This window comes from Paracoccus amoyensis, from assembly GCF_014490725.1.
In the GTDB taxonomy this organism is placed as follows: Bacteria; Pseudomonadota; Alphaproteobacteria; order Rhodobacterales; family Rhodobacteraceae; genus Paracoccus; species Paracoccus amoyensis.
This window is the reverse complement of record NZ_JACOQL010000005.1, coordinates 58,717-82,140: the sequence shown is the minus strand read 5'-3', so window position 1 is coordinate 82,140 and position 23,424 is coordinate 58,717. Positions and strand designations below refer to the sequence as shown.

The following is a 23,424-nucleotide window of genomic DNA, read 5'->3' as shown; positions in this document are numbered from 1 at the left end:
CAAGGAGAGTCGCGACATGGCAAACGAAGTGGCACAGGCAGATATCGGTCTGATCGGACTGGGCACCATGGGCGCGGCCTTGGCGTTGAACATCGCCGAAAAAGGGTTCCCCATTGCCGTCTGGAACCGCACCACCGAAGTGACACATCGCTTCAAGGCCGAAGCGGGCGATCTGGCCGACCGGGTCATCCCGACAGACAGCCTGAAAGATCTGGTTGCAGCCATCAAGACGCCGCGTGCGATCATTCTGATGGTCCCGGCTGGTGCAGCCGTCGATCAACAGCTAGAGGCACTGACCCCGCTGCTGGACAAGGATGATCTGGTCATCGACGCGGGCAACGCCGATTTCCACGACACCAACCGCCGCAGCGAGGGCGGCCTGCCCTTCCACTTCCTTGGCATGGGTGTTTCAGGCGGCGAAGATGGTGCGCGGCACGGGCCGGCCATCATGGGCGGCGGCACGCAAGCCGACTGGGACCGCGTGGCCCCGATCCTGACCGCCATTGCCGCCAAAGCCGAAGACGGCGTTCCCTGTGCGGCACGCATGGGCGATGCGGGTGCCGGGCATTTCGTGAAAATGGTCCATAATGGCATCGAATACGCCGATATGCAGATGATTGCCGAAGTCTACGGCCTGATGCGCGACGGCATGGAAATGGACGCGGCAGCCATCTCGAAAGTCTTTACCGACTGGAACGAAGGTCCGTTGCAGTCTTATCTGATCGAGATTTCGGGCAAGGTCACAGAGGCCACGGATCCGCATACCGGCAAGCCGATGGTCGATGTCATTCTGGATCAGGCGGGCCAAAAGGGCACCGGCCGCTGGACCGCCATCGAAGCACAGCATCTGGCCGCCCCGATTCCGGTGATCGAAGCCGCCGTGATGGCGCGCAACGTCTCGGCCCAGTTGCAGCAGCGCAAAGAGGGTCAGGATCGCTTCGGCATCGCGCCGAAACACCACGGCTTTTCACCCACGACGCTGGAACAGGCGCTGATCGCAGGCAAGATCCTGTGTTACGCACAAGGCTTTGCCATGATCGCCGCAGCGTCGGAAAAGTTCGGCTGGACGCTGGATCTGCCCGGCATCGCCCGCGTCTGGCGTGCAGGCTGTATCATTCGCTCTGCCATGCTGAACGATATGGCCGAAGCTTTGGCGCAAGATCCGTCCCGCAATCTGGTGATGGCACCGTTCTTTGCCGATCTGCTGGAAAAGGCCATGCCATCCCTGCGACAGGTCGTGTCCGAAGGCATCGCAGCCGGTCACGCGCTGCCCGCACTGGCATCGGGTCTGATGTGGTTCGACATGATGCGCACGGCGCGCGGCACCGCCAATATGATTCAGGCACAGCGCGATTTCTTTGGGGCACATGGCTTCAAGCGGCTTGACGGATTGGACGATCCGCACGGTCCCTGGGGCATGGGCCGCTAAGCCATCCTGCATCAGCAAAATCGTCAGGGCCGTTCGCGGCCCTTTCTTTTTGCGCGCATCCGACGAACAATCAAAATTCACTCGCTATACCCTGCATCCCGCGGCAACTGTCAGGGAGAGGGCTTTAGATCACTTCGGTTATAAGTAATTCTTATTGTATCTCATAGTAATTGAAATTTCTCATTATTTTCAGGACCTGCTATTTATCTGGCGACAAATGCAAGCGACACAGAACCCTGCAATCCCGACGCGAGAGGCAAAGGCCACGCTCGCGCGCCACGAACATCGTAGCATCCAGCGGAGGATAATTATGGACGGCAATGACATTCCGACGGGCAAATGCCCCGTCATGCACGGCGGAAATACAACCAGCGGCGAGTCGGTCACAAGCTGGTGGCCGAATTCGCTGAACCTCGACATCCTTGGCCAGCACGATACCAAGACGAACCCCTTGGGGCAGGATTTCGACTATCGTGAAGAACTGAAAACGCTGGACGTCGAGGCGCTGAAAAACGATCTGCGCGCGCTGATGAGCGATAGCCAGGATTGGTGGCCCGCCGATTGGGGCAGCTATGTCGGCATGTTCGCGCGTGTCGCCTGGCATACCGCCGGTTCCTATCGTCTGGCAGATGGTCGCGGCGGCGGCGGCACCGGAAACCAGCGTTTCGCGCCGTTGAACAGCTGGCCGGACAACGCCAATACCGATAAGGGCCGTCGCCTGCTGTGGCCGATCAAAAAGAAATACGGCAACAAGATCAGCTGGGCAGACCTGATCCAACTGGCCGGCACCATTGCCTATGACGTCGCGGGCCTGAAAACCTTTGGTTTCGGTTTTGGCCGCGAAGACATCTGGCATCCTGAAAAAGACGTGTATTGGGGCGCTGAAAAGGAATGGCTGGCGCCGTCTGCCAGCCCTCGTTACGGCGATGTCGATCAGCCCGAAACGCTGGAAAACCCGCTGGCAGCCGTGCAGATGGGCCTGATCTATGTCAATCCCGAAGGCGTGAATGGCAAACCTGACCCGCTGAAGACCGCAGCGCAGATGCGCGAAACCTTCGCCCGCATGGCGATGAATGATGAAGAAACCGTCGCGCTGACCGCAGGTGGCCACACCATCGGCAAGGCGCATGGCAATGGCAATGCCGCCGATCTTAGCCCAGAGCCCGAGGGGGGCAGCCTTGAAGATCAGGGCCTTGGCTGGATGAACAAGACCGGGCGCGGCATTGGTCGCAACACGGTCGTCAGCGGCATCGAAGGTGCTTGGACCACGCATCCGACGAAATGGGATAACGGCTTCTTCGACATGCTGATGAACCACGACTGGGAATTGCGCAAAAGCCCGGCAGGTGCTTGGCAATACGAACCCGTCTCGATCGCCGAAGCGGATAGGCCCGCAGATGTGGAAGATCCCTCGATCCGCTACAACCCGATCATGACCGATGCGGATATGGCGTTGAAAGTGGATCCGATCTATCGCGAAATCTCGGAACGGTTCCACCGCGATCCGGCGGCCTTCAACGATGCTTTTGCGCGGGCGTGGTTCAAACTGACGCACCGCGATATGGGGCCGAAAGCGCGTTATGTCGGCCCGGATGTCCCGTCCGAGGATCTGATCTGGCAAGATCCTGTCCCGGCTGGCAATGCTGGCTATGATATTGATGCGGCAAAAGCCAAAATCGCGGCCAGCGGCCTTTCGATTGCTGATATGGTTGCAACGGCATGGGATAGCGCCCGCACCTATCGCGGCTCGGACATGCGCGGCGGCGCCAATGGCGCCCGCATTCGGCTGGCCCCGCAAAAAGACTGGGAAGGCAATGAGCCGGAACGTCTGGCCCGCGTTCTGTCCGTGCTGGAACCGATTGCCGCCGAAACCGGTGCAAGCGTGGCCGACATTATCGTTCTGGCGGGCAATGTCGGTGTGGAACAGGCAGCAAAAGCCGCAGGTTACGACATCAAGGTGCCCTTCGCGCCCGGCCGCGGTGACGCCACCGACGCGCAAACCGATGCCGAATCCTTCGAGCCGCTGGAACCGGTCGCCGACGGCTTCCGCAACTGGGAGAAAAAGGAATACGCCGTTTCGCCAGAGGAAATGATGCTGGACCGTGCCCAGCTTCTGGGCCTGACGGCGCCGGAAATGACGGTTCTGGTTGGCGGCCTGCGTGCAATGGGCGCCAACCATGGCGGCAGCAAGGATGGCGTTCTGACAGATCGTGAGGGCGCGTTGACGAACGATTTCTTCGTCAATCTGACCGACATGAACAACACCTGGAACCCGACCGATCGGAACAGCTACCAGATTCGCGACCGCAAGACCGGCACCCCGAAATGGACTGCCACGCGGGCCGACCTGGTCTTTGGCTCGAACTCGATCCTGCGGGCCTATGCCGAACTTTACGCGCAGGACGACAATCGGCGGAAATTTGTCGATGATTTCGTCAAAGCCTGGACCAAGGTGATGAACGCGGATCGTTTCGATCTGGTCTGATCCAAGGTCACGCCAAGAAATCCCCGCGCTTCCGAACCGGTTGCGTGGGGATTTTTCGTTTCATGGTATCGTCTTCGCCGCGCCCAATCTGCGACTACCCGTTGCACTGCCCGCTGCGGCGACCTATATTCCTCTTGTTCGGCGCAAGCCGGGCTATGGACATAAACGCGCATGTAATAATCGGATCGGACCCGGGGGCGGTACCCGGCGGCTCCACCAAATCACCATCGTTGGGGGATCATGGGGCCGAAACAGGATCGACGAACGCCTAAAGATGTTTGCTTTGTCTCGGTGAGCTACCACCGTCATCGGTGCAAAATGTACAGTTGCCAACGACAACCGTGCTCCGGTCGCTCTGGCTGCGTAAGCAGCTCGGGTAACCGAAACCTAACTCCTTGCGCTTAGCCGCGTAAGGCGGGGCCTGCAGGAGCCTTGCAACAGAATCCTGCACTTTCCCTATATTTTTTGTATGCTTAACAAGCGGTCACGGCAAAGCATTGTTTGTAACCGACGATTCTTCCTGCGATCGAGCACAGCCCCCTTTTTTATCCGGGATCATATGCCTATGCTTGCGCAAAAATACGAAGGGTTGGTGGCATGTCGCGTTCTGAAATCGACTATGGCAGAATGATGCATCGCGCGATGCAGGGTCTTATCGCGGATGTTCTTGAGGATGTCGCCGCACATGGCCTGCCCGGAGAGCATCATTTTTTCATCACCTTCGACACGCGTGAAGATGGCGTCGAGATGGCTGATTGGCTGCGCGAGCGGTATCCGGAAGAAATGACAATCGTCATCCAGCACTGGTTCGAAAACCTGACTGTCAGCGAGGACGGCTTTACCATCACTCTGAACTTCGGCAATTCACCCGAACCGATGCGCATCCCCTTTGACGCATTGCGCACCTTTGTCGATCCCTCCGTTGAATTTGGCCTGCGCTTTGAAACGCAGGATTCGGACGATGAAGATGAGGACGAAGAATTCGAGGAAAATGAAGGCGAAGATGGCGATCCGCCGGACGAAAGCCCCAAGGGCGGCGGCGAAGTTGTCAGCCTTGACAAGTGGCGCAAGTAGCCAATCGGCAAGCGCCCTGCCCTTTCCCACCCGGAATAAGGTAACCTCTCGCCCATGTCCGTTTTTTCCGGCCTGTCAGCCTTTCCGATCACCCCAACGGATGCCAACGGCAGGCTGAGCACCGCAGATTTCAACGGCTTGTTGAACAGCCTGGTTGAAGCTTGTTCGGGCGATACGGCCCTGGATTCCATTTGCCTGTTGGGCAGCACCGGCACCTATGCCTATCAGTCGCTGGATCAGCGGAAACATGCAGCAGAAGCAGGCATTGCTGCGATCAAGGGCCGGACACCGACGATCATTGGTATTGGAACCCTTCGCACCGACCATGCGCAGGAATTGGCCGCTCATGCCAGGCAAGCCGGGGCTGAGGGCCTGCTGATGGCGCCATTTTCCTATACTCCGCTGACAGATGAGGAAGCGTTTCAGCATTACGCCGCAGTTGCCGCGACCACGGATCTGCCGCTTTGCATCTACAACAACCCATCAACGACGCATTTCAACTTTTCAACCGCGCTGCTGCAGCGTCTGGCCGACATTCCGACGATCGAGGCGGTCAAGATGCCCCTGCCCGCGGATTGCGATTTCGAAGGCCAGCTTCCGCAACTGCGCGCCGCACTGCCAAGCGGCTTTCTGATCGGATACAGCGGCGACTGGCAATGCGCGGATGGGCTGCTGGCCGGTGCCGATAGCTGGTTCAGCGCCGTTGCCGGCCTGTTGCCAGTGCAGACACTGAAACTGTCGCAGGCCGCCAGAAGCAGGAATCATGCCGAAACCGCGCGCCTGCAGGAAATCTTTGAACCCCTGTGGGAACTTTTCCGCGAATATGGCAGCCTGCGCGTCATTTATGCTGCGGCCAACATCATGTCGCTAAGCGACGCCCAACCGCCACGCCCGATTCTGGCGATGCCAGAAAATCAGCTTCATCGCCTGCGCGACGCGCTGGACGCGGTAAACCGGCTATAAAACCCATGTTCGCGTTAGCATACCGTTGTATGCGAATTGCGAACCACGCCCGCAGCGGTTAGAACGCCTGCAAAACCGTGAGGAGTGACGCGATGACCAAAACTCGCACCGAAACCGACAGCTTCGGCCCGCTAGAGGTTGACGCCTCGAAATACTGGGGCGCGCAGACGCAGCGTTCGATCCTGAACTTCCCGATTGGCTGGGAACATCAGCCGGTGCCGATCATCCGGGCACTTGGCGCGATCAAGCTGGCGGCGGCGCGGGTCAACATGGCGCACGGCGATCTGGACCCGACCATCGGCAAAGCCATGGAACAGGCTGCGACCGAGGTGTTTCAGGGCAAGTTTGACGACAATTTCCCGCTGGTCGTCTGGCAGACGGGGTCGGGCACGCAGTCCAACATGAACGCGAATGAGGTCATCTCGAACCGCGCAATCGAAATTCTGGGCGGCGAGTTGGGCAGCAAAAAGCCTGTTCACCCGAATGATCATGTCAATATGGGTCAGTCCTCTAACGACACGTTCCCGACCGCCATGCATGTCGGCATCGCCATGCAGGCACGTGACGTGCTGATCCCCGGTCTTGAAAAGCTGCATGCCGCGCTGGTTGCAAAGTCCGAAGAATTCAAGGACATCATCAAGATCGGCCGCACCCATACACAGGACGCCACACCGCTAACCCTTGGTCAGGAATTTGGCGGCTATGCCCATCAGGTCGCGAAGGGGATCGAGCGGGTCAAGCTGGCCCTTGGCGACATCTATGAACTGGCGCAGGGTGGCACCGCTGTCGGCACCGGCCTGAACACCAAGAAAGGCTGGGACACCGAAATCGCGGCGGAAATCGCCAAGATCACCGACCTGCCCTTCATCACCGCCCCGAACAAATTCGAGGCGCTGGCCGCCCATGATGCGATGGTTTTCTTTTCAGGTGCGCTGAAAACGGTGGCGGCTTCGCTGTTCAAGATCGCAAACGACATGCGTCTGCTGGGTTCCGGCCCGCGTTCGGGCCTGGGCGAACTGATCCTGCCGGAAAACGAACCGGGGTCGTCGATCATGCCGGGCAAGGTCAACCCGACCCAGGCCGAGGCGCTGACCATGGTTTGCGCCCATGTCATGGGCAACGACGCCGCCGTGACCTTTGCCGGCTCGCAAGGTCATTTCGAACTGAACGTCTATAACCCGATGATGTCCTATAACGTCATCCAGTCGATGCAACTTCTGGGCGATGCGGCCAGCAGCTTTACCGACAACATGGTTGTCGGCACCAAGGCCAATGTCGAACGCATCGACAAGCTGATGAAGGAATCGCTGATGCTGGTGACGGCGCTGGCCCCGACCATTGGCTATGACAACGCCACAAAGGTTGCCAAGACCGCGCATAAGAACGGCACAACCCTTCGGGAAGAGGCGATTGCGCTTGGCTTTGTCGATGGCGAAACCTTCGACAAGATCGTGCGTCCCGAAGACATGATCGGCCCCAAGGACTGATCCTTCGCAATCAATCAAAGGGCGCGTCCATCCGTGACGCGCCCTTTTCGTTTTTCGGGCTTACTTGCGCAACAATTCGTTCAGCAGCCGGTTTGTTTCAGCCGTGTTGCGGTAAATCCCAAAGGCGACATACATGATACCGCCCATGATGATCAGGTATACCGCGCCGCCAATCAGCAGCAGCAGCCCCTGCAGAAAGGCACCCGGCACACCCGAAAACATTGCGCCGATGCCCGCGATCAGAATACCGATGGCGGCCAGAATGACGAATACGGCAATCAGCCTTTCCGCCCAGTCAATAAAAAAATCACGCATTTCAATTCCTTCCGATTCCATCAGATAGCACTGTTAGTTTACCTCCAAATAGAAATCCGCTTTTTTTTCAAGGTAAAGCGGCGTATTCAATTTGAATGATCAGGATTGTAAATCTGCGACAGGCCCGCAAGGATCGCGCCCGCACGGAAAAGCGGGCGGCGGGCGACGCCAACGCGGCCAAATTTGGTGAGGTCAAGGCGCTGAAGGATGCCCGCAAGGCCGAAGCAGATCGCGCGGCTCTCGCCCTTGAAGCCCATCGCAAAGACGATGTCTGACTTTCCACGCATGACCCCGCCGGTCAAGCGATCGGTCACGATCGACGGCCACAGCACATCCGTGTCGCTGGAAGATGCGTTCTGGAACGCACTGGGCGGCATCGCCAAGGCACAGGGTGTCGCCCGTGCCAACCTGATCGGCCAGATCGACCACGCCCGCCCGCCCGAAGTGGGGTTGGCAACGGCGATCAGATTGTTCGTTTTGGCGAATTTGCAGAGGTGATGCGCCACCACCGCGACATTCGATCTGGTTGCATGATATCGAATAGATGGGCGGCGTGGGCCTGAGTAGAAAGCATTCGTGACGTGGCCCGAGTCCAGTGATCAGACCGGTACTCATACCGCGCCTGCGCGGGCCTACCGTCCTAATGCGATTTTTCAGCTTTTATTTCGATGGTTTGACGCAGTGTGATGACCTCGCGAACAGTCGCTCTGACCCTCTCGCTGCACACGAGAATTTCCTGTCGTGTCACAGTCAATATTTCAGGGGCTGATTCCGTGCCCTCACGCAGAGTTTTCAAAGACTTATCTGACCAGAACGTCGCGGTCATGCTTCCGTCAACCGCTTTTCCCCAGACACCATGACATACAGCGTTTCGCATGCTGGCGATGGCTTTGATGTGGGATACCAACCTGTCCAATGATCGGCAGGCCTCATCATTCAACAAGTTCGTTGCTTCATCCCGCAACGCGTCAGCGTAGCGACCAAGATGTGCCCCCAGCTACCGCTGCAACTTCTTAGCCTCGTCAGCCTCACGTTCGGCAACTGTCTCGCCGAACCTAAGAACGAGGAGAGTCCGGAACAATCGACCAAGAACATACTCGAGTTCGCCGAATGCTCTAACAAGACTTCCAATTGCTGCGTCGTCGTCGTTTTCGAAAGGCAGCGAAACGCCGCTTATCACCCCGCCTTCGCCGCAGCGCTTTCAGGCAGTTCCTCATCGAACAAACGCTGATAGAATTCGGCGACCGTCTGGCGTTCCAACTCGTCGCATTTGTTCAGGAAGGTCAGCCGGAAGGCATAGCCGACATTGTCGAAGATTCGGGCGTTCTGCGCCCATGAAATCACCGTGCGCGGCGACATGACCGTCGACAGATCGCCTTGCATGAAGGCGGTGCGGGTCAGGTCGGCCAGCGTCACCATCTGGTTGATGACCTTGCGACCCTTCTCGTTATTGTAATTGGGGTTTTTTGCCAGAACGATGGCGGCCTCGGCGTCATGGGACAGATAGTTCAGCGTGGCGACCAGCGACCAGCGGTCCATCTGGCCCTGGTTGATCTGCTGGGTGCCGTGATACAGCCCGGTCGTGTCGCCCAGACCCACGGTATTCGCGGTGGCGAACAGGCGGAAATAGGGGTTCGGCGTGATGACCTCGTTCTGGTCCAGCAGGGTCAGTTTGCCGTCGGCCTCCAGCACGCGCTGGATCACGAACATCACATCGGCGCGGCCGGCATCATATTCGTCAAAGACGATCGCAGTCGGGTTGCGCAGGGCCCAGGGCAGGATGCCTTCGTGGAAAACCGTGACCTGCTTGCCATCGACCAGCTTGATCGCATCCTTGCCGATCAGGTCGATCCGGGACACATGGCTGTCCAGGTTCACCCGCACGCAGGGCCAGTTCAGCCGCGCCGCGATCTGCTCGATATGGGTCGATTTCCCGGTGCCGTGATAGCCCTGGATCATCACCCGGCGGTTATAGGCAAAGCCCGCCAGAATCGCCATCGTGGTGTCAGGATCGAATTTGTAGGTTGAATCGATTTCCGGGACGCGTTCGGTCCGCTCGGCAAAGCCTTTGACCTTCATATCGCTGTCCAGACCGAACACCTCGCGCAGGTCGATCTCTTCGGTGGGTTTGGCGTTCATGTCCAGCATCGTCAGGCCCTTTCATCGCAACGCGACATTGATTGCGCATATGTTCGCCGGGTGCAAGCCGACCTCGCGTTGACGCCACCTGCCGGTCTACCTAAACTTATCTCTTAACTGCGGCAAAAACAGCAGGGGCAGACGTGTCAAACGCACAGAACGAGCATCTGGAACGATTGATTGCCCAAATCGCCAAAGGCGACCGGGCAGCATTCGATGCATTATACGATTCGACCTCGGCCAAATTGTACGCGCTTTGCGTGACCATCCTGAACGATAGACCGGCCGCAGAGTCGACGTTGCAAGATGTCTATGTCGCCGTCTGGAAACAGGCGCGAAACTTTTCCGACTTTGACCTGCAGCCCATGACGTGGCTGGTCAGCATCACCCGGGCGCGGGCGATTGCCCGGCTCCGCGCGTCCGGGATCAATGGCGGCATGATTGAAAAGAAGCCTGCCGTTCAGCTTTCACCCGCGACCGCCCACGCGTCGCAGGCAGCCGAGGGCGCGCTGCCAACAGACGGCCCGCTGGCCAAACTGGAGGGCGCGCAATTACAGAACCTGCGCGATGTTTACCTGCGCGGTCTGACCTATGAGGATCTGTCGCGACGTGGTAAATTATCTGTGATGCAGGCCCGCGGAGACATGAAGGCAGCATTGCTGGGAATTGAGGGAGAACTGCCCAAGCTGACGCCCGCGCAATCAGATCAGTTTCTGGCAGCAGAACTTGTGCTGGCCTTGCTGGACGACAGCGCGACAGAGGCCGCGCTGGATCGCAAATCCGATGATCCCGATTTTGCCGGACTGGTGCGGGGCTGGCAGGAATATTTTGTGCCACTGGCCGTCGGCCTGACCCCAATCATGGCCCCTGCCCGTGCGCGCCAGGGTGCCCGTGAAACGCTTGGGCTGATAGCGGCCCCGTTGACCGAAGATCCGACCGAGGAGACGCCATGGTATAGGGGACGAACGGGCATCGTGGTGTTGCTGTTGGTTGTCGTGGCCGTATTGGCCTATCTTTGGCAATCCAACGTCAACTGACAAACATGGCGCAATCATCGCGTTTTTCTGACTAAATCGCATGAAACGGGTGAACTGGCTTGCGCTTTATGCGTTCAACGCCACAAGCCAATGTCAACGCCAATCATGGCAACGAAATATTACGGTTGTTGTTAAGGGATACTTATGAGCGGTCTTCTGGCACTACTCGACGACGTTGCATCCATTTCCAAGGTCGCGGCGGCTTCCATCGACGACGTGGCCGGTCAGGCCGCCAAGGCGGGGGCAAAGGCCGCCGGGGCAGTCATCGACGACGCCGCAGTAACGCCGAAATATGTGCATGGCTTTGATGCAAACCGCGAAGTGCCGATTGTCTGGAAGATCGCAAAGGGGTCGCTTTTCAACAAGCTTGTTATCCTGCTGCCGGTGGCGTTGCTGTTATCGGTGTTTGCTCCGTGGCTGATCTCTCCTCTCCTGATGCTGGGTGGGGCGTATCTGTGCTTTGAGGGCGCGGAAAAGGTTGCCCATGCCCTTGGTGCATCCAGCGATGCGCATGACAGCGAAAAGCATACCCACCCAGAGGCAGACGGTCCCGCGCTGGAAGAACAACGCGTCGCGGGCGCGATCAAGACAGACTTTATCCTGTCGGCTGAAATCATGACAATTGCCCTTTCCACGATCCCGGATAGCGATCCGATCTGGATGAAGGCGCTGATTCTGGCCGTCGTGGCCATCGGCATCACCATCGCCGTATATGGCTTTGTCGCGGTTATCGTGAAGGCCGACGATTTCGGCGTTCGGTTGGCAAGCCGGCAGACCGGACCTTTGGCGGCATTCGGTCGCGGCATCGTCAAATTCATGCCGGGTTTCATGAAAGTGCTGACGGTCGTCGGCACGGCCGCAATGATCTGGGTCGGCGGCCAGATCGTTCTGCACGGGCTGGCAGAATTGGGCTATAGCGCCCCTTATGACTGGGTTCACCACATGGCTGAAATCGCGGCCCATGCCGTGCCACAGGCTCCTGGCCTTGTATCCTGGGCCACAACCGCCTTCTTTGATGGCATCTTCGGACTGATTTTGGGGCTTATCTTGATCCCCATTGCCAAATACATCATCAACCCGCTGCTGAGCGTGACCATCATCCCGCTGATCAACGCAATTCGCGGTATGTTTGGCAGTGCCAACAAGGCTTGAAGGCGGAGACGTTCCCTGTCTGGCGCGTGCATTTTCGCCAGACACAAGGAACATTTAAGAAAATTTTCGAACAATTCGGATCATCATAAGAAAAAACACAGCGTTGACCCGCCGCAAAAACGCTGTCACATTTCCTTCGCAGGATTGTTGTGACCCCGTCACTTTGGGCCGTTAGGCCCGGCGACGAGCCACAACTCCAAAGGGAGGAAAGAATGACAAAATTTTTCGCGGCGTCCACCATGGCGCTGATCGCTTCACTGTCCGCGGCACAGGCCAAAACCGACATCCAGTGGTGGCATGCCATGGGCGGAGAGCTGGGCGCAAAACTGGAAGAAATCACCAAGAATTTCAACGAAAGCCAAGACGAATACAACATCGTGCCGTCCTACAAGGGCAACTATGTTGAAACGATGACGGCAGCCATTGCAGCATTCCGCGCGAAACAGCAGCCGGCCATCGTGCAGGTCTTCGAAGTGGGCACCGGCACAATGATCGCGGCCGAGGGTGCGATCTATCCGGTCTATCAACTGATGACAGACAACCAGGAACCGTTTGATCCGGCAGCCTATCTGCCTGCGGTCGCGGGTTACTATACCGATACATCTGGCAATATGCTGTCGATGCCGTTCAACAGCTCGACCCCGATCATGTATTACAACAAGACCGTGTTCGAAAAAGCCGGCCTTGATCCCAATACGCCGCCCAAAACCTGGGCAGAGATGGAAGAGTTTTCCAAGAAGATCGTCGAATCCGGTGCGGCCACCTGTGGTTTCACGACCGGCTGGATCAGCTGGATCCAGACCGAAAACCTGTCGGCATGGCATAACCAGCCCATCGGCACGCTGGAAAACGGCTTCGGCGGCCTGGACGCGCGGTTGGAGGTCAATGGCCCGGTGCAGGTCAGGCATTGGGAAAACCTGAAGAAATGGGCCGATGAAGGTCTGTATAAATATGCAGGCCCGCTGGGCGGCGACAACGCACCGCCGATGTTCTACGGTCAGGAATGCGCGATGATGATGAACTCATCGGGGTCGCGTGCTGCGGTTGTCGAAAACTCGAAAGACTTCGATCTGGGCTTTGCGATGCTGCCCTTTTACGACGATGTCGAGGGTGCGCCGCAAAACTCGATCATCGGTGGCGCGACCCTGTGGGTTCTGCAAGGCCGTGCACCCGAAGAATACGCGGGCGTTGCCAAGTTCTTCACCTACCTGTCCTCGCCAGAGGTTCAGGCCGACTGGCACCAGTTCTCGGGCTATCTGCCGATCACCACGGCGGCTTACGAATTGTCGCAGGAACAAGGCTATTACGAAGCCAATCCGGGTGCTGATACCGCGATCAAACAGATCACCCTGAACGAACCGACGCCGAATTCGAAAGGTCTGCGTTTCGGCAACTATGTTCAGGTCCGCACCATCATCGACGAAGAGTTTGAAGCGATGCTGGGGGGCAGCAAGGATGCGCAAGGCGCATTGGATGCCGTGGTCGAGCGTGGCAACAAGCTGATCGAAGAGTTTCAGGCTCAGAACCAGTAACCAGACGATCAAGCGCCCGCAGGAGAATCCTGCGGGCGTTTTCCCTTGCCGGAGCCTGCGATGAAAAGAGTCGTATTCAATAATAAATTCCTGCCGCTGCTGCTGCTGGCACCACAGTTGATCATCACCGCGATCTTTTTCCTCTGGCCTGCCGCGCAGGCGATCCGGCAAAGTTTTCTGCGGGAAGACGCCTTTGGTCTGCGGACGGAATTTGTCGGCATCGACAATTATACGGCGCTGTTTCGCAGTTCCGAATATCTTAACAGCTTTTCAGTCACGCTGATCTTTACCGTTTCCGTCACCGTGGTGACGATGGTGTTCGCGCTGCTGATGGCGATCGCCGTTGACCGGCTGATCAAATCGGAAAAGGTCTATACGACCTTGCTGATCTGGCCCTATGCCGTCGCGCCAGCGGTTGCAGGCATCCTGTGGTGGTTCATCTTCAACCCCTCGATCGGGATCCTGCCTTATGTGCTGCGTCAGGTCGGGATCAACTTCAACTGGATTTTCGATCCGACCGACGCCATGATTTTCGTCGTCATCGCATCGGCATGGAGCCGGATTTCCTATTCCTTCCTGTTCTTTCTGGCCGGGCTGCAATCCGTCCCGGCCAGCCTGCGCGAAGCGGCTGCCATTGACGGCGCGGGTCCGGTGAAGCGTTTCTTCACCATCACGCTGCCGTTGCTGTCGCCCACGACATTCTTCCTGCTGGTGGTCAATCTGGTCTATGCGATGTTTGAAACCTTCGCGGTGATCGACGCCACAACGCTGGGCGGCCCGGCGCAGTCCACGAATATCCTTGTCTACAAGGTCTATCAGGATGGTTTCGTCGGCCAGAACCTTGGCTCATCCGCCGCGCAATCGGTGATCCTGATGGGCATTGTCATTGTCCTGACGGTGATCCAGTTCCGCTTCGTCGAAAAAAGGGTGGCTTACTGATGGTCGAAAATCGTCCCATTCTGAACATCCTTGCCCATCTGGTGCTGATTCTGGGGGTGGCTATCGTGGCCCTGCCCGTCTGGATCGCGCTTGTCGCCTCGACCCATGCGTCGAACGATTTTCTGGGGGGCGTCGTGCCGATGTGGTTCGGCGACCAGGCGTGGAACAACTACAGCCGCATGCTGGGCACCGGCATATCGACCTCGGGGATGCCGCCGGTCAGCTGGATGATGTTCAATTCTCTGATCATGGCGCTTGGCATTGCGATCGGGAAAATCGCCATCTCGATCACCTCGGCCTTTGCGATCGTCTATTTCCGCTTTCCGTTTCGGATGCTGGCCTTTTGGGTGATATTTGCCACGCTGATGCTGCCGGTCGAAGTGCGGATCGTGCCGACCTTTCAGGTAGTCGCCAATCTGGGCATGCTGAACACCTATCCCGGCCTGATCATCCCGCTGATCGCATCGGCCACCGCGACCTTCCTGTTTCGGCAGGTCTTTCTGTCCATGCCGGATGAGCTGACCGAGGCGGCGCGCATCGACGGTGCAGGCCCGATGAAGTTCTTCTGGGACATCCTGCTGCCGCTGACCCGCACCAATATCGCTGCGCTGTTCGTCATCATGTTCATCTACGGCTGGAACCAATACCTGTGGCCGCTGCTGATCACGACCGGGTCGGACATGTATACCGTGGTTGCCGGGATCAAGCGGATGTCCACGGTGGCGGATACCGATCCCCAATGGAACTATATCATGGCGACCGCTGTGCTGGCTATGTTGCCGCCCTTGCTGGTCGTGATCTTCATGCAAAGACTGTTCGTCAAAGGTCTTGTCGAGACGGAGAAATAAGAAAGTGGCATCAATCACCCTCGACAATGTCGGCAAGGTTTACCCCGGCGGAACGCGTGCGATTGGCGACGTCAATATTGATATCGCAGATGGCGAATTTATCGTGCTGGTCGGGCCATCGGGCTGCGGCAAATCCACCCTGCTGCGAATGGTGGCGGGTCTGGAAACCATTACCGAAGGCCAGATTCGCATTGGCGACCGCGTGGTCAATGATGTCGAACCGATGGATCGCGATATCGCCATGGTGTTTCAGAATTATGCGCTTTATCCGCATATGTCCGTGCGCCAGAACCTTGCATATGGCCTGAAAAATCGCGGCACCTCAAAAGCTGACATCGAAAAGCGCGTCGCCGAGGCGGCCGAGATTTTGCAGATCGGCCCGTTCCTTGACCGCAAGCCCCGCGCCCTGTCCGGGGGTCAGCGTCAGCGCGTGGCCATGGGCCGCGCCATCGTTCGTGAACCCGCGGCGTTTCTGTTTGACGAGCCGCTGTCCAACCTTGACGCCAAGTTGCGCGTGACCATGCGGTTGGAGATCAAGGAACTGCAAAGGCGTCTTGGAACGACCTCGATTTACGTGACCCATGACCAGCTAGAGGCGATGACGCTGGCCGACCGTTTGGTCGTTCTTAGCGCGGGCAAGGTCGAACAGATCGGCACCCCCCTGGAGGTGTATCGCAAACCGGCATCAACCTTCGTGGCAGGCTTCATCGGCAGCCCGGCGATGAACCTGATCAAGGCATCGTCGGTGCCGCATCTGCCCGGAACAGCACATGCCGGGATGATCGGCATTCGTCCCGAAGATCTGACCGTCAGCGCCGACGGCCCGATCCAGATGAAGGTCGCGGCGGTCGAAGAACTCGGCGCCCAGCGTCTGGTTCACGGTCATATCGGCGGGGATGCGGCCACGGTCACCATGGCCTCGGACGCGACGTTATCCGACGATCTGAACCTGACCTATCGCCCCGGTTCGCTGCATTTGTTCCACCCTGAAACGGGCAAACGTATCGACTGAATCAGTGGCCGCGCGGGTGCGCGAAAACGCACCCGCTCAACCTTTGCGATAAATATTCACGTTTTGTTCCAATCCAAAATGTGGTAGTCTGAGGCCATCATTCAGAATGGATTCGTCTCATGTGTTTTTCGCTGAACTGCTCTCATCATAACCCGCTGAACTGCATCGTGCCGCCCTATATGCTGCGCGTGCTGGAACTGCGGGGCGACGAGCCATGGCGGATATGGCGCGCAAGTTATTGAAACAGAACGAGAAGGTCAGGGAAGAACGGGCAGAGATGACCGATATCGGTGCCCCGCATCACGAACTGTCCCCTGCAGCGTTGAACAGGATCGCCGCGCAAGGCGAAAGCAAGCTGAAGCCCGACCGCCAGATCCACGATGGCCAGTATAAAGCCGCCCTGCCCGGCAAGCTGATCCGTTCCGAAGGGGATACCGAAACCGGAATCGCCGATGCCGATACCGCCTATGATGCAGCCGGGCAGGTCTTTTCCCTGTTTGCCGACGAATACGGCCGCAATTCGCTGGATGACGACGGTATGCCACTGGTCGCAACCGTTCACCACCGGCGCAACTATAACAACGCCTTCTGGGACGGAAAGCAGATGGCTTATGGCACCGGCGACGGAAAATTGTTCAGGACGTTTCTGGAGCTTTCAGTCGTTGGCCATGAAATGGCGCATGGCGTCATCCAGTATTCGGGCGGCTTATTGTATGAAAACCAATCAGGTGCGCTGAATGAAAGTATCGCCGATGTCTTTGGCAGTCTGACGCTTCAACGCGGACTGGCCCTGGAAGCGCATGAGGCGGACTGGCTGGTCGGGCGCGGAATCCTTGGCCCCGATATCAACGGTGCCGCGCTGCGCAGCATGAAAGCCCCCGGAACCGCCTATTCCGACGATTTACTGGGGCAGGATCCGCAGCCTTGGCACATGGATCATTTCGTCGTCACCACGGATGACAATGGCGGCGTGCATATCAATTCGGGCATTCCGAACCACGCCTTCTATCTGTTCGCCACCTATCTGGGTGGCAAAGCGTGGGAAATCCCGGGCCGCATTTGGTATCACGCGCTGCAATCGCTGAACAACCCGATGGCCAGTTTTTCGGATTGGGCCGATCAGACAATCAAGTCGGCGAATGAGCTGACTGGCAATGGCTCGTCCGAGGCGGTGATGCTACGCCGTGCATGGAAACTTGTAGGAATCGCCATCTGACCTTAGATTTATGCGGAAGCGTAATCTTATGGGCAGATACCATGATTATCGAAATCGCAGCAAAAGGTGGCTTTGGCGGCTTTGCCGCCACTGGCCTGCACAAGACAATCGACGTGGATCGGCAAGCCGCTCCGATCCGTCAGGAATTATCCGACGCGTTCAAGCCGGATGAATTGGCGCGGCTGTCGCGCGAACCCTGCGGCAATTGCCCAGATCGGATGACATATCACATCACGGTCACGGATGAGGCGCGTCACAGTCGCAGCTTTACCCTGCATGAACATCAATTGCCGCCCGAAACACTGGATCTGATCGACCAGATGTAGGGGTGGCCTTTGCGCCGATGCCTGAATTGCAAAGGGCAGTCCATCTGATCCGTGGCCCGGAAACCTGCCGCGGCTGAAGGTTACAGCCAATTCTTCCATCGCAGAACCAGCCATGTGGCCAGCGATGTTCCCAACATCAGACAAAGCGCCATCGGATAACCCCATATCCACTGCAGTTCCGGCATGATGTCAAAGTTCATCCCGTAAATGCTGGCGATCAGCGTGGGCGGCAGGAACAGCGCGGCGATCACGGACAGGATGCGCACGGTGCTGTTCTGTTCCAGATTGATCATGCCCAGCGTGGTATCGACCAGCAGGCTGACGCGGGAGGACAGGAAATCCGCATGGACCTCCAACGCCTGAACGTCGCGGCCCTGGCTGCGCATCATCGGACGCAGCTTCTTTGCCTCGGCAGTTTCATCAATGGTCGCGACAAAGAAAGCCAGCATCCGTTCAATCGTCAGCAGGCCCGCCCGGACCTGACTGATCAACTCTGCCTCTCGCACGACCACACGCAGCGCGGCATTCAGTTTGTCGCTGGTGCCGCGACCGGATTTCAGGTCGATGGTTTCGGTCATCACCTGATCCAGAACACGCCCCGAGCTTTCCAGAATATCGGCCTGTCGGGCGACGATTTCTTCGACCAGGCCGGCAAAAACCCGGTCAACAGTATTGCACCCCAAAGTGGCGCGATCGGCCCGTGTCGGGAAAGTCAGAAAAGGGCGCGGCGAATGGTGGCGCACGGTGATCAGCCGCTGACCCGACAGAATGAATGTGACCGGCATGGCCTTTCGTTGCCCATCAGCCCGTTCACCCGGTAGGACGGCGGTCATGTAATCGGCCCCGTCCTCGCGATACAGCCGGTTCGAGATTTCGATCTCTTCCATATCCGCAAGCGTGGGGATCTCGACCGCAAGGGCGCTGGTCAGGGCAATTTCCTCTTTGGTCGGAACCATCAGGTCGATCCAAAGGGCCTGCGACAGATCGGCCTCTCGCCCCAATCGGTGAAGCCGCCCGTTCTGGCTGGCATAAGCATACATCATCGCGCGTTTCCCTTTGGTCCGCCTTGGTCGCGCTTAGCTGTCGCGGATGAACACGGCAAGATCGGCAACATTTGTCCCTGTCGCGCCGGTGATGACCAACCCGCCCGCCGCGTCAAGCGTCGGACCTGAATCGTTGCGGGCAAGGGCGTCGTCCAGGTCAATCCCTGCGGCATGGATGCGGTCCAGAGTGTCGGGGCCGACAACGCCGCCAGCGGCGTCACCCGGCCCATCGCGCCCGTCGCTGCCGATCGAGGCGAACGCCCAGTTACCAGTCAGCCCGGCCCGCGCCGCCGCGCGGGCAAACCGCAAGGCCAATTCCTGATTACGCCCGCCCAGACCGTCGCCCGTCAGTTTGACGGTCGTTTCACCGCCGAACACCAAAGCCTCACCCGGTTTTGCCGATTTGGCCGCCTGCGCCAGCGTCTGGGCGCAATCTTCGACATCACCCGACAACTCGACCCGACCATCGCGCCCACCTGCGGCGATCATGGCCTTAAGGCTGTGCCCGTTCGACCCGACAAGGATATTCCTTGCGGATGGCAGGGCACGACGATCCTCTGGACGCTGCAAGGCGTGCTGAACCGCATCAGGCAGATCGTCCCAAATCCCCAGACCCCTCGCCATATCGGCCGCCTGTGCGATCGAGCCAATGGGCTGCACCGTTGGTCCCGAGGCGATGACACGCAGATCATCACCCGGAACGTCTGACAGGATCAGCGCAACGACGGGCGCATCACATGCCCGCAGCCAGCCGCCGCCCTTCAGACGCGACAGGGCCTGACGGATCAGGTTCATCTGCGCGATATCGGCCCCCGCCCTCAACAGGATGCGGTTCACCTGCTGCTTTTCCGGCAGCGTTACCCCGTCGACAGGGGCTGGCAGCATCGCAGACCCTCCGCCCGAAATCAGGGCCAGTATCCGATCCTGTGGTCGCGCCGCTGTCAATATCTGCTCAACCCGGCGTGCGGCGGCCTCTCCGGCGGCATCGGGGATCGGATGGCCGGACACCAGAATTTCAGCGCGTGCCAACGCGGCGTCATTGCCCGCATTGGTGACGACCAGCGCCTTGGCGTCAGGCATTGCGTCCAGCGCAGCTTTTGCCATTGATCGCGCGGCCTTGCCCAAGGCAATCACATGCCAAACGCCGCCCGGCATTGGCGGATCCCGCAGCACAGCCGGCATGGCTGCGGTTGTGGCGCGGTCTGGATCGGCGGCGCGTATCCCGACCTGAACCAGGTCCAGCGCGCGCTTGGCAAGAGGATCGGTTATCTGTGACATGCCGCGATGCTAGGTCGCCTTCGGGCCAAGCGAAAGCAAAAAAGGGTGCCCAAGGCACCCTTTCCTGCATCCATCACGCAAAGCCGAAATCAGGTTTTGTCGCGGAAATAATCGTCAATCTCACGCTCGGCATCATTCTTGGCCCAGCCGTATTTTTCCTGCAGCTTGCCAGCCAATCTGTCTCTGTTGCCGTCGATCTGATCCAACTCGTCGTCGGTCAGTTCGCCCCATTTTTCTTTGACCGAACCTTTGACCTGCTTCCATTTGCCTTGGATAACATCCCAGTTCATAGCGTCCTCCTTAGACGTTATTGCCTTATGCCGGATCAACGTGTCGTGGCAGGAAGCGTTCCACGAGTTAGCAAAAGTCAGTTCACAGGATCGTGAGGGGCGCGGCCTTCGGACATTGCGATCAGGTTGTCCAGCGCGCACATACCCATATCCGTGCGCACATCATCCGTCGCAGTTCCCAGATGCGGCAAAAGGGACGCGTTTGGCGCATCCATCAACGCCTGTGGGACAATCGGCTCGCGTTCATAAACGTCCAGCCCCGCCCCGGCGATCATGCCGCCGTTCAGCGCCGCGATCAGCGCGTCTTCGGCAACCACATCACCACGCGCGATATTGACCAGATAGCCGTCGGGTCCAAGTGCCCGCAGTTCGGCGGCTCCGATCAGGTGCCTGGTCGAGCCACCCGGAACCGCAACGACAGCCACATCAGCAGCACGCAACATGTCGTGCAAATCGGCAATCTGTTCTGCGGGGAAATCCAACCCTGTCACAGGCGAGCGATTGAAGAAAATCACCTTCATCCCGAAGCCGAAATGACAGCGCCGCGCGATGGCCTTGCCGATGCGGCCCATGCCGATGATGCCAACCGTCGCGCCGGTCACGTGCCCGCCCAGCAACTGCGTCGGATGCCAGCCGGTCCATTCGCCTGCACGCAACATCGCCTCGCCCTCGGTTGCGCGGCGCATCGTCATCAGGATCAGCGTCACAGCGATATCAGCTGTGGCATCCGTCACCACGTCGGGGGTGTTCGTCACCTTGATCCCGGCCTTTGTTGCGGCGGCGATGTCGATGTGGTTATAGCCCGCGCCGAAATTCGCCAGAAACCTGCAACGCAGATCGCCCGCGAAAGCAGCGGCAGAAAAACCGTCGCCCAGGGTCGGAATGATGGCATCGTAATCGCGCATCGCCTGTGCTGCTTCTTCAACCGTCAAAGGGCGGTTCTCGTGAAATTCGGCGTCGAATTTATCGGCAATGGCTTTGGTGGCGCGTGCCGTCATGGGCCGGGTGACCAGCAGTTTCATCAGTAGAGCCTTCCACCATTCGGGACGTCCAGATCAGGGCGGATCAACACCACCTCATTGTCGGGATCGGGCACGCCCAGCACCAGCACTTCCGACTTGACGGGGCCGATCTGGCGTGGCGGGAAGTTCACCACGCAGAGCACCTGTTTTCCGGTCAACTGTTCGGGCGTGTAATGCCGCGTGATCTGGGCCGAGGATTTGCGTTCGCCCAGCTCCCCCAGATCCAGCCACAGCTTGATCGCGGGCTTTCGCGCCTCGGGGAAGGGTTCGGCGCGGGTGATCGTCGCCACGCGGATATCGACTTTCAGGAAATCATCGAAAGAGATCGTCATTTGCCGCCCCGTTCCAGGTCCCGCCCCAGTTCGCGTCCACGCGCGGTCGCGGCGGCAACCGTGCGCTTCATCAGTGGGCGAAGGCCGTGTTCCTCGTTCATCAACACCATCAGACCGGCCGCAGTCGTGCCACCGGGCGAGGTGACGTTTTCGCGCAGTATTGCCGGGTCTTCATCGGCATCAACGGCCAAGGCCCCGGCCCCTGCAACGGTCATCCGCGCCAGTTCCAACGACAGTTCCGGCGACAGGCCAACCGCCTGCCCGGCCTGCGCCATGGCCTCGATCATGTGGAACACATAGGCCGGACCGCTGCCGGAAAGCCCGGTAACGGCATCCATCTGATCCTCGGATTCCAACCGGACGACGCGGCCAACGGCACCCATCAGCGCCTCGGCCATATCCAGATCCGCATCTGTCGCGCGGGCATTCCCGATCAGCGCGGAAATCCCTTGACCGATGGCCGCGGGTGTATTTGGCATGACGCGCACAATCGTCGCACCGGGAAAGGCGGCTTCATAGGTGGCAATCGTGGTTCCCGCCGCCACGGAAAGAACCAGCGTGTCGGTCAGCACCGGCACTTCACCCAAGGCATCGGCCATCATCTGCGGCTTGACCGCCAACACCAGAACCGCAGGGTTGTCGGGCAGCGGCGCATTCACACGCAGCCCCGCGCTTTGCCATTCGGGTGCCAGCTTGGGATCAATGACGGTCACAGCACCGGGGTTCAACCCACGGGCAAGCCAGCCCTTCAACATGGCACCACCCATGCGGCCACACCCGACCAGCACAAGGCCACGCTTATTGATATCGTCAAATTCGCTCATCTGCTTCCCCAGGCTACATCGCGAGGGCAGATCGGCCCTCTTTACGCCCGTCCGTAGGCCTCGCCCATGGCGATGTCCAGCGCGGCGGACGGGGTGGTATCGCCCCATCCTACCAATTGAAACGAGGGATAAAAGCGTTCGCAGGCAATCAGCGCATTGCTGATCATCTGGTCGATTTGCTCGGGCGAGGCAAAGGCGTCGCCCGCCAACACAAGACCATAGCGCCAGACCATCAACCGCTGCTGCGACCAGAAGGTGAAGCCACCATCCCAGACCTGATCGTTGGCCAGATTGATCGTTTCATAGATCAATGGCAACCGATCTGCGGGCGGGTCCATATCAAAGGTGCAGATCAGGCGCAGGACTTCCTCTCGCGTCGACCATGCCAGCGTGACCGAGTAGTTTCGCCACTGCCCCGCAACGACCATGGCAATCTGGTCGTCGGCCAGCCGGTCAAATTCCCAAGCATGATGGGTGGCGACGGCTTCAACAATATCAATGGGATGAATCTCGTCACTCACGACGAATCGTTCGGTCTGTGCCATGACTCTGTCCTGCCTCTGATGGGTGCGATTCTGGTGCCGCTAACCCTTGGTCGTTCCACAACACCGAGCGTGGGTGCCCGAATGTTCTCACTACATATCGTGTAGGTTAATCCGCTTGGTGTAAAGTAAAAATTCG

Annotated in this window: 25 protein-coding genes and 1 other RNA gene; 17 read left to right on the top strand and 9 right to left on the bottom strand. The window is 58.7% G+C overall.

The window, feature by feature from the left end; genetic code table 11:
* Positions 1-28 precede the first annotated feature (28 nt).
* The 6 genes from gndA (at position 29) to fumC (ending at position 7,438) form a co-directional block, all read left to right on the top strand.
* A complete protein-coding gene (gene gndA / locus H4P12_RS15840; protein ID WP_187794857.1) occupies positions 29-1,429 on the top strand; it encodes an NADP-dependent phosphogluconate dehydrogenase in 1,401 nt (466 codons plus the stop codon).
* A 310-nt stretch (positions 1,430-1,739) separates the two neighbouring features.
* The gene (gene katG, locus H4P12_RS15835; protein ID WP_187794649.1) at positions 1,740-3,914 is read left to right on the top strand and encodes a catalase/peroxidase HPI; all 2,175 of its coding nucleotides are present in this window, start codon (positions 1,740-1,742) and stop codon (positions 3,912-3,914) included.
* 97 nt (positions 3,915-4,011) lie between these two features.
* Positions 4,012-4,366, top strand: a transfer-messenger RNA (tmRNA) gene (gene ssrA / locus H4P12_RS15830).
* Between the two features lie 145 nt (positions 4,367-4,511).
* A complete protein-coding gene (locus H4P12_RS15825; protein WP_187794648.1) occupies positions 4,512-4,988 on the top strand; it encodes an SspB family protein in 477 nt (158 codons plus the stop codon).
* A gap of 54 nt (positions 4,989-5,042) precedes the next feature.
* Entirely contained in the window at positions 5,043-5,951 is a 909-nt protein-coding gene (locus H4P12_RS15820; RefSeq protein WP_187794647.1) for a dihydrodipicolinate synthase family protein, read from the top strand.
* A 92-nt stretch (positions 5,952-6,043) separates the two neighbouring features.
* The gene (fumC, locus tag H4P12_RS15815; protein ID WP_187794646.1) at positions 6,044-7,438 is read left to right on the top strand and encodes a class II fumarate hydratase; all 1,395 of its coding nucleotides are present in this window, start codon (positions 6,044-6,046) and stop codon (positions 7,436-7,438) included.
* Positions 7,439-7,498: 60 nt separating this feature from the next.
* Here the strand turns inward: fumC and H4P12_RS15810 are convergent, their stop codons facing one another.
* Positions 7,499-7,753 (bottom strand): hypothetical protein, encoded by a 255-nt coding sequence (locus tag H4P12_RS15810; RefSeq protein ID WP_187794645.1) that lies wholly within the window; start codon positions 7,751-7,753, stop codon positions 7,499-7,501.
* A gap of 95 nt (positions 7,754-7,848) precedes the next feature.
* Between H4P12_RS15810 and H4P12_RS15805 the strand changes: the two genes are divergently transcribed.
* Together H4P12_RS15805 and H4P12_RS15800 are read left to right on the top strand one after the other, a co-directional pair.
* Positions 7,849-8,028, top strand: a complete 180-nt coding sequence (locus tag H4P12_RS15805) for a DUF4169 family protein (protein WP_187794644.1) — start codon at positions 7,849-7,851, stop codon at positions 8,026-8,028.
* Entirely contained in the window at positions 8,021-8,251 is a 231-nt protein-coding gene (locus tag H4P12_RS15800; protein ID WP_187794643.1) for a ribbon-helix-helix domain-containing protein, read from the top strand. Before H4P12_RS15805 ends, H4P12_RS15800 begins: the two co-directional genes overlap by 8 nt.
* A 678-nt stretch (positions 8,252-8,929) precedes the next feature.
* Here H4P12_RS15800 and cobS read toward each other — a convergent pair.
* Entirely contained in the window at positions 8,930-9,901 is a 972-nt protein-coding gene (cobS, locus tag H4P12_RS15795; RefSeq protein WP_187794642.1) for a cobaltochelatase subunit CobS, read from the bottom strand.
* A 134-nt stretch (positions 9,902-10,035) separates the two neighbouring features.
* Between cobS and H4P12_RS15790 the strand changes: the two genes are divergently transcribed.
* From H4P12_RS15790 to H4P12_RS15755, 9 genes are all read left to right on the top strand, one after another.
* Positions 10,036-10,929, top strand: a complete 894-nt coding sequence (locus H4P12_RS15790) for a sigma factor (protein WP_187794641.1) — start codon at positions 10,036-10,038, stop codon at positions 10,927-10,929.
* Between the two features lie 144 nt (positions 10,930-11,073).
* Positions 11,074-12,081, top strand: a complete 1,008-nt coding sequence (locus H4P12_RS15785; protein WP_187794640.1) for a DUF808 domain-containing protein — start codon at positions 11,074-11,076, stop codon at positions 12,079-12,081.
* 212 nt (positions 12,082-12,293) lie between these two features.
* Complete coding sequence (gene ugpB, locus H4P12_RS15780; RefSeq protein ID WP_187794639.1) at positions 12,294-13,613, top strand: sn-glycerol-3-phosphate ABC transporter substrate-binding protein UgpB; 1,320 nt, start codon at positions 12,294-12,296, stop codon at positions 13,611-13,613.
* A gap of 60 nt (positions 13,614-13,673) precedes the next feature.
* Positions 13,674-14,552 (top strand): sn-glycerol-3-phosphate ABC transporter permease UgpA, encoded by an 879-nt coding sequence (gene ugpA / locus H4P12_RS15775; RefSeq protein WP_187794638.1) that lies wholly within the window; start codon positions 13,674-13,676, stop codon positions 14,550-14,552.
* A complete protein-coding gene (gene ugpE, locus H4P12_RS15770) occupies positions 14,552-15,400 on the top strand; it encodes a sn-glycerol-3-phosphate ABC transporter permease UgpE (RefSeq protein WP_187794637.1) in 849 nt (282 codons plus the stop codon). The genes ugpA and ugpE overlap by 1 nt, the downstream gene beginning before the upstream one ends.
* Positions 15,401-15,404: 4 nt before the next feature.
* A complete protein-coding gene (locus tag H4P12_RS15765; protein WP_187794636.1) occupies positions 15,405-16,412 on the top strand; it encodes a sn-glycerol-3-phosphate ABC transporter ATP-binding protein UgpC in 1,008 nt (335 codons plus the stop codon).
* Between the two features lie 119 nt (positions 16,413-16,531).
* A complete protein-coding gene (locus H4P12_RS19075; protein ID WP_281390479.1) occupies positions 16,532-16,654 on the top strand; it encodes a hypothetical protein in 123 nt (40 codons plus the stop codon).
* 35 nt (positions 16,655-16,689) lie between these two features.
* Positions 16,690-17,628, top strand: a complete 939-nt coding sequence (locus tag H4P12_RS15760) for a M4 family metallopeptidase (protein ID WP_223115842.1) — start codon at positions 16,690-16,692, stop codon at positions 17,626-17,628.
* Positions 17,629-17,669: 41 nt separating this feature from the next.
* The gene (locus tag H4P12_RS15755; protein WP_187794634.1) at positions 17,670-17,954 is read left to right on the top strand and encodes a protealysin inhibitor emfourin; all 285 of its coding nucleotides are present in this window, start codon (positions 17,670-17,672) and stop codon (positions 17,952-17,954) included.
* A gap of 80 nt (positions 17,955-18,034) precedes the next feature.
* Here H4P12_RS15755 and H4P12_RS15750 read toward each other — a convergent pair whose 3' ends face one another.
* The 7 genes from H4P12_RS15750 to H4P12_RS15720 all read right to left on the bottom strand — a co-directional run bounded on the left by H4P12_RS15750 (position 18,035) and on the right by H4P12_RS15720 (position 23,288).
* Entirely contained in the window at positions 18,035-18,997 is a 963-nt protein-coding gene (locus H4P12_RS15750) for a magnesium transporter CorA family protein (protein ID WP_187794633.1), read from the bottom strand.
* Positions 18,998-19,030: 33 nt separating this feature from the next.
* A complete protein-coding gene (locus tag H4P12_RS15745; RefSeq protein ID WP_187794632.1) occupies positions 19,031-20,275 on the bottom strand; it encodes a glycerate kinase type-2 family protein in 1,245 nt (414 codons plus the stop codon).
* A gap of 89 nt (positions 20,276-20,364) precedes the next feature.
* On the bottom strand, positions 20,365-20,565 hold the full coding sequence (locus H4P12_RS15740; protein ID WP_187794631.1) for a CsbD family protein: 201 nt from the start codon (positions 20,563-20,565) through the stop codon (positions 20,365-20,367).
* A 77-nt stretch (positions 20,566-20,642) separates the two neighbouring features.
* Positions 20,643-21,587, bottom strand: coding sequence for a 2-hydroxyacid dehydrogenase (locus H4P12_RS15735; protein ID WP_187794630.1), 945 nt, complete (start codon positions 21,585-21,587; stop codon positions 20,643-20,645).
* Positions 21,587-21,919 carry a tRNA-binding protein gene (locus H4P12_RS15730; protein ID WP_187794629.1) on the bottom strand — a complete coding sequence of 111 codons (333 nt, stop codon included), beginning with the start codon at positions 21,917-21,919 and terminating at the stop codon, positions 21,587-21,589. The genes H4P12_RS15735 and H4P12_RS15730 overlap by 1 nt, the downstream gene beginning before the upstream one ends.
* The gene (gene proC / locus H4P12_RS15725; protein WP_187794628.1) at positions 21,916-22,743 is read right to left on the bottom strand and encodes a pyrroline-5-carboxylate reductase; all 828 of its coding nucleotides are present in this window, start codon (positions 22,741-22,743) and stop codon (positions 21,916-21,918) included. The genes H4P12_RS15730 and proC overlap by 4 nt, the downstream gene beginning before the upstream one ends.
* A 41-nt stretch (positions 22,744-22,784) precedes the next feature.
* Complete coding sequence (locus tag H4P12_RS15720) at positions 22,785-23,288, bottom strand: type III secretion system chaperone family protein (RefSeq protein ID WP_187794627.1); 504 nt, start codon at positions 23,286-23,288, stop codon at positions 22,785-22,787.
* Positions 23,289-23,424 lie beyond the last annotated feature (136 nt).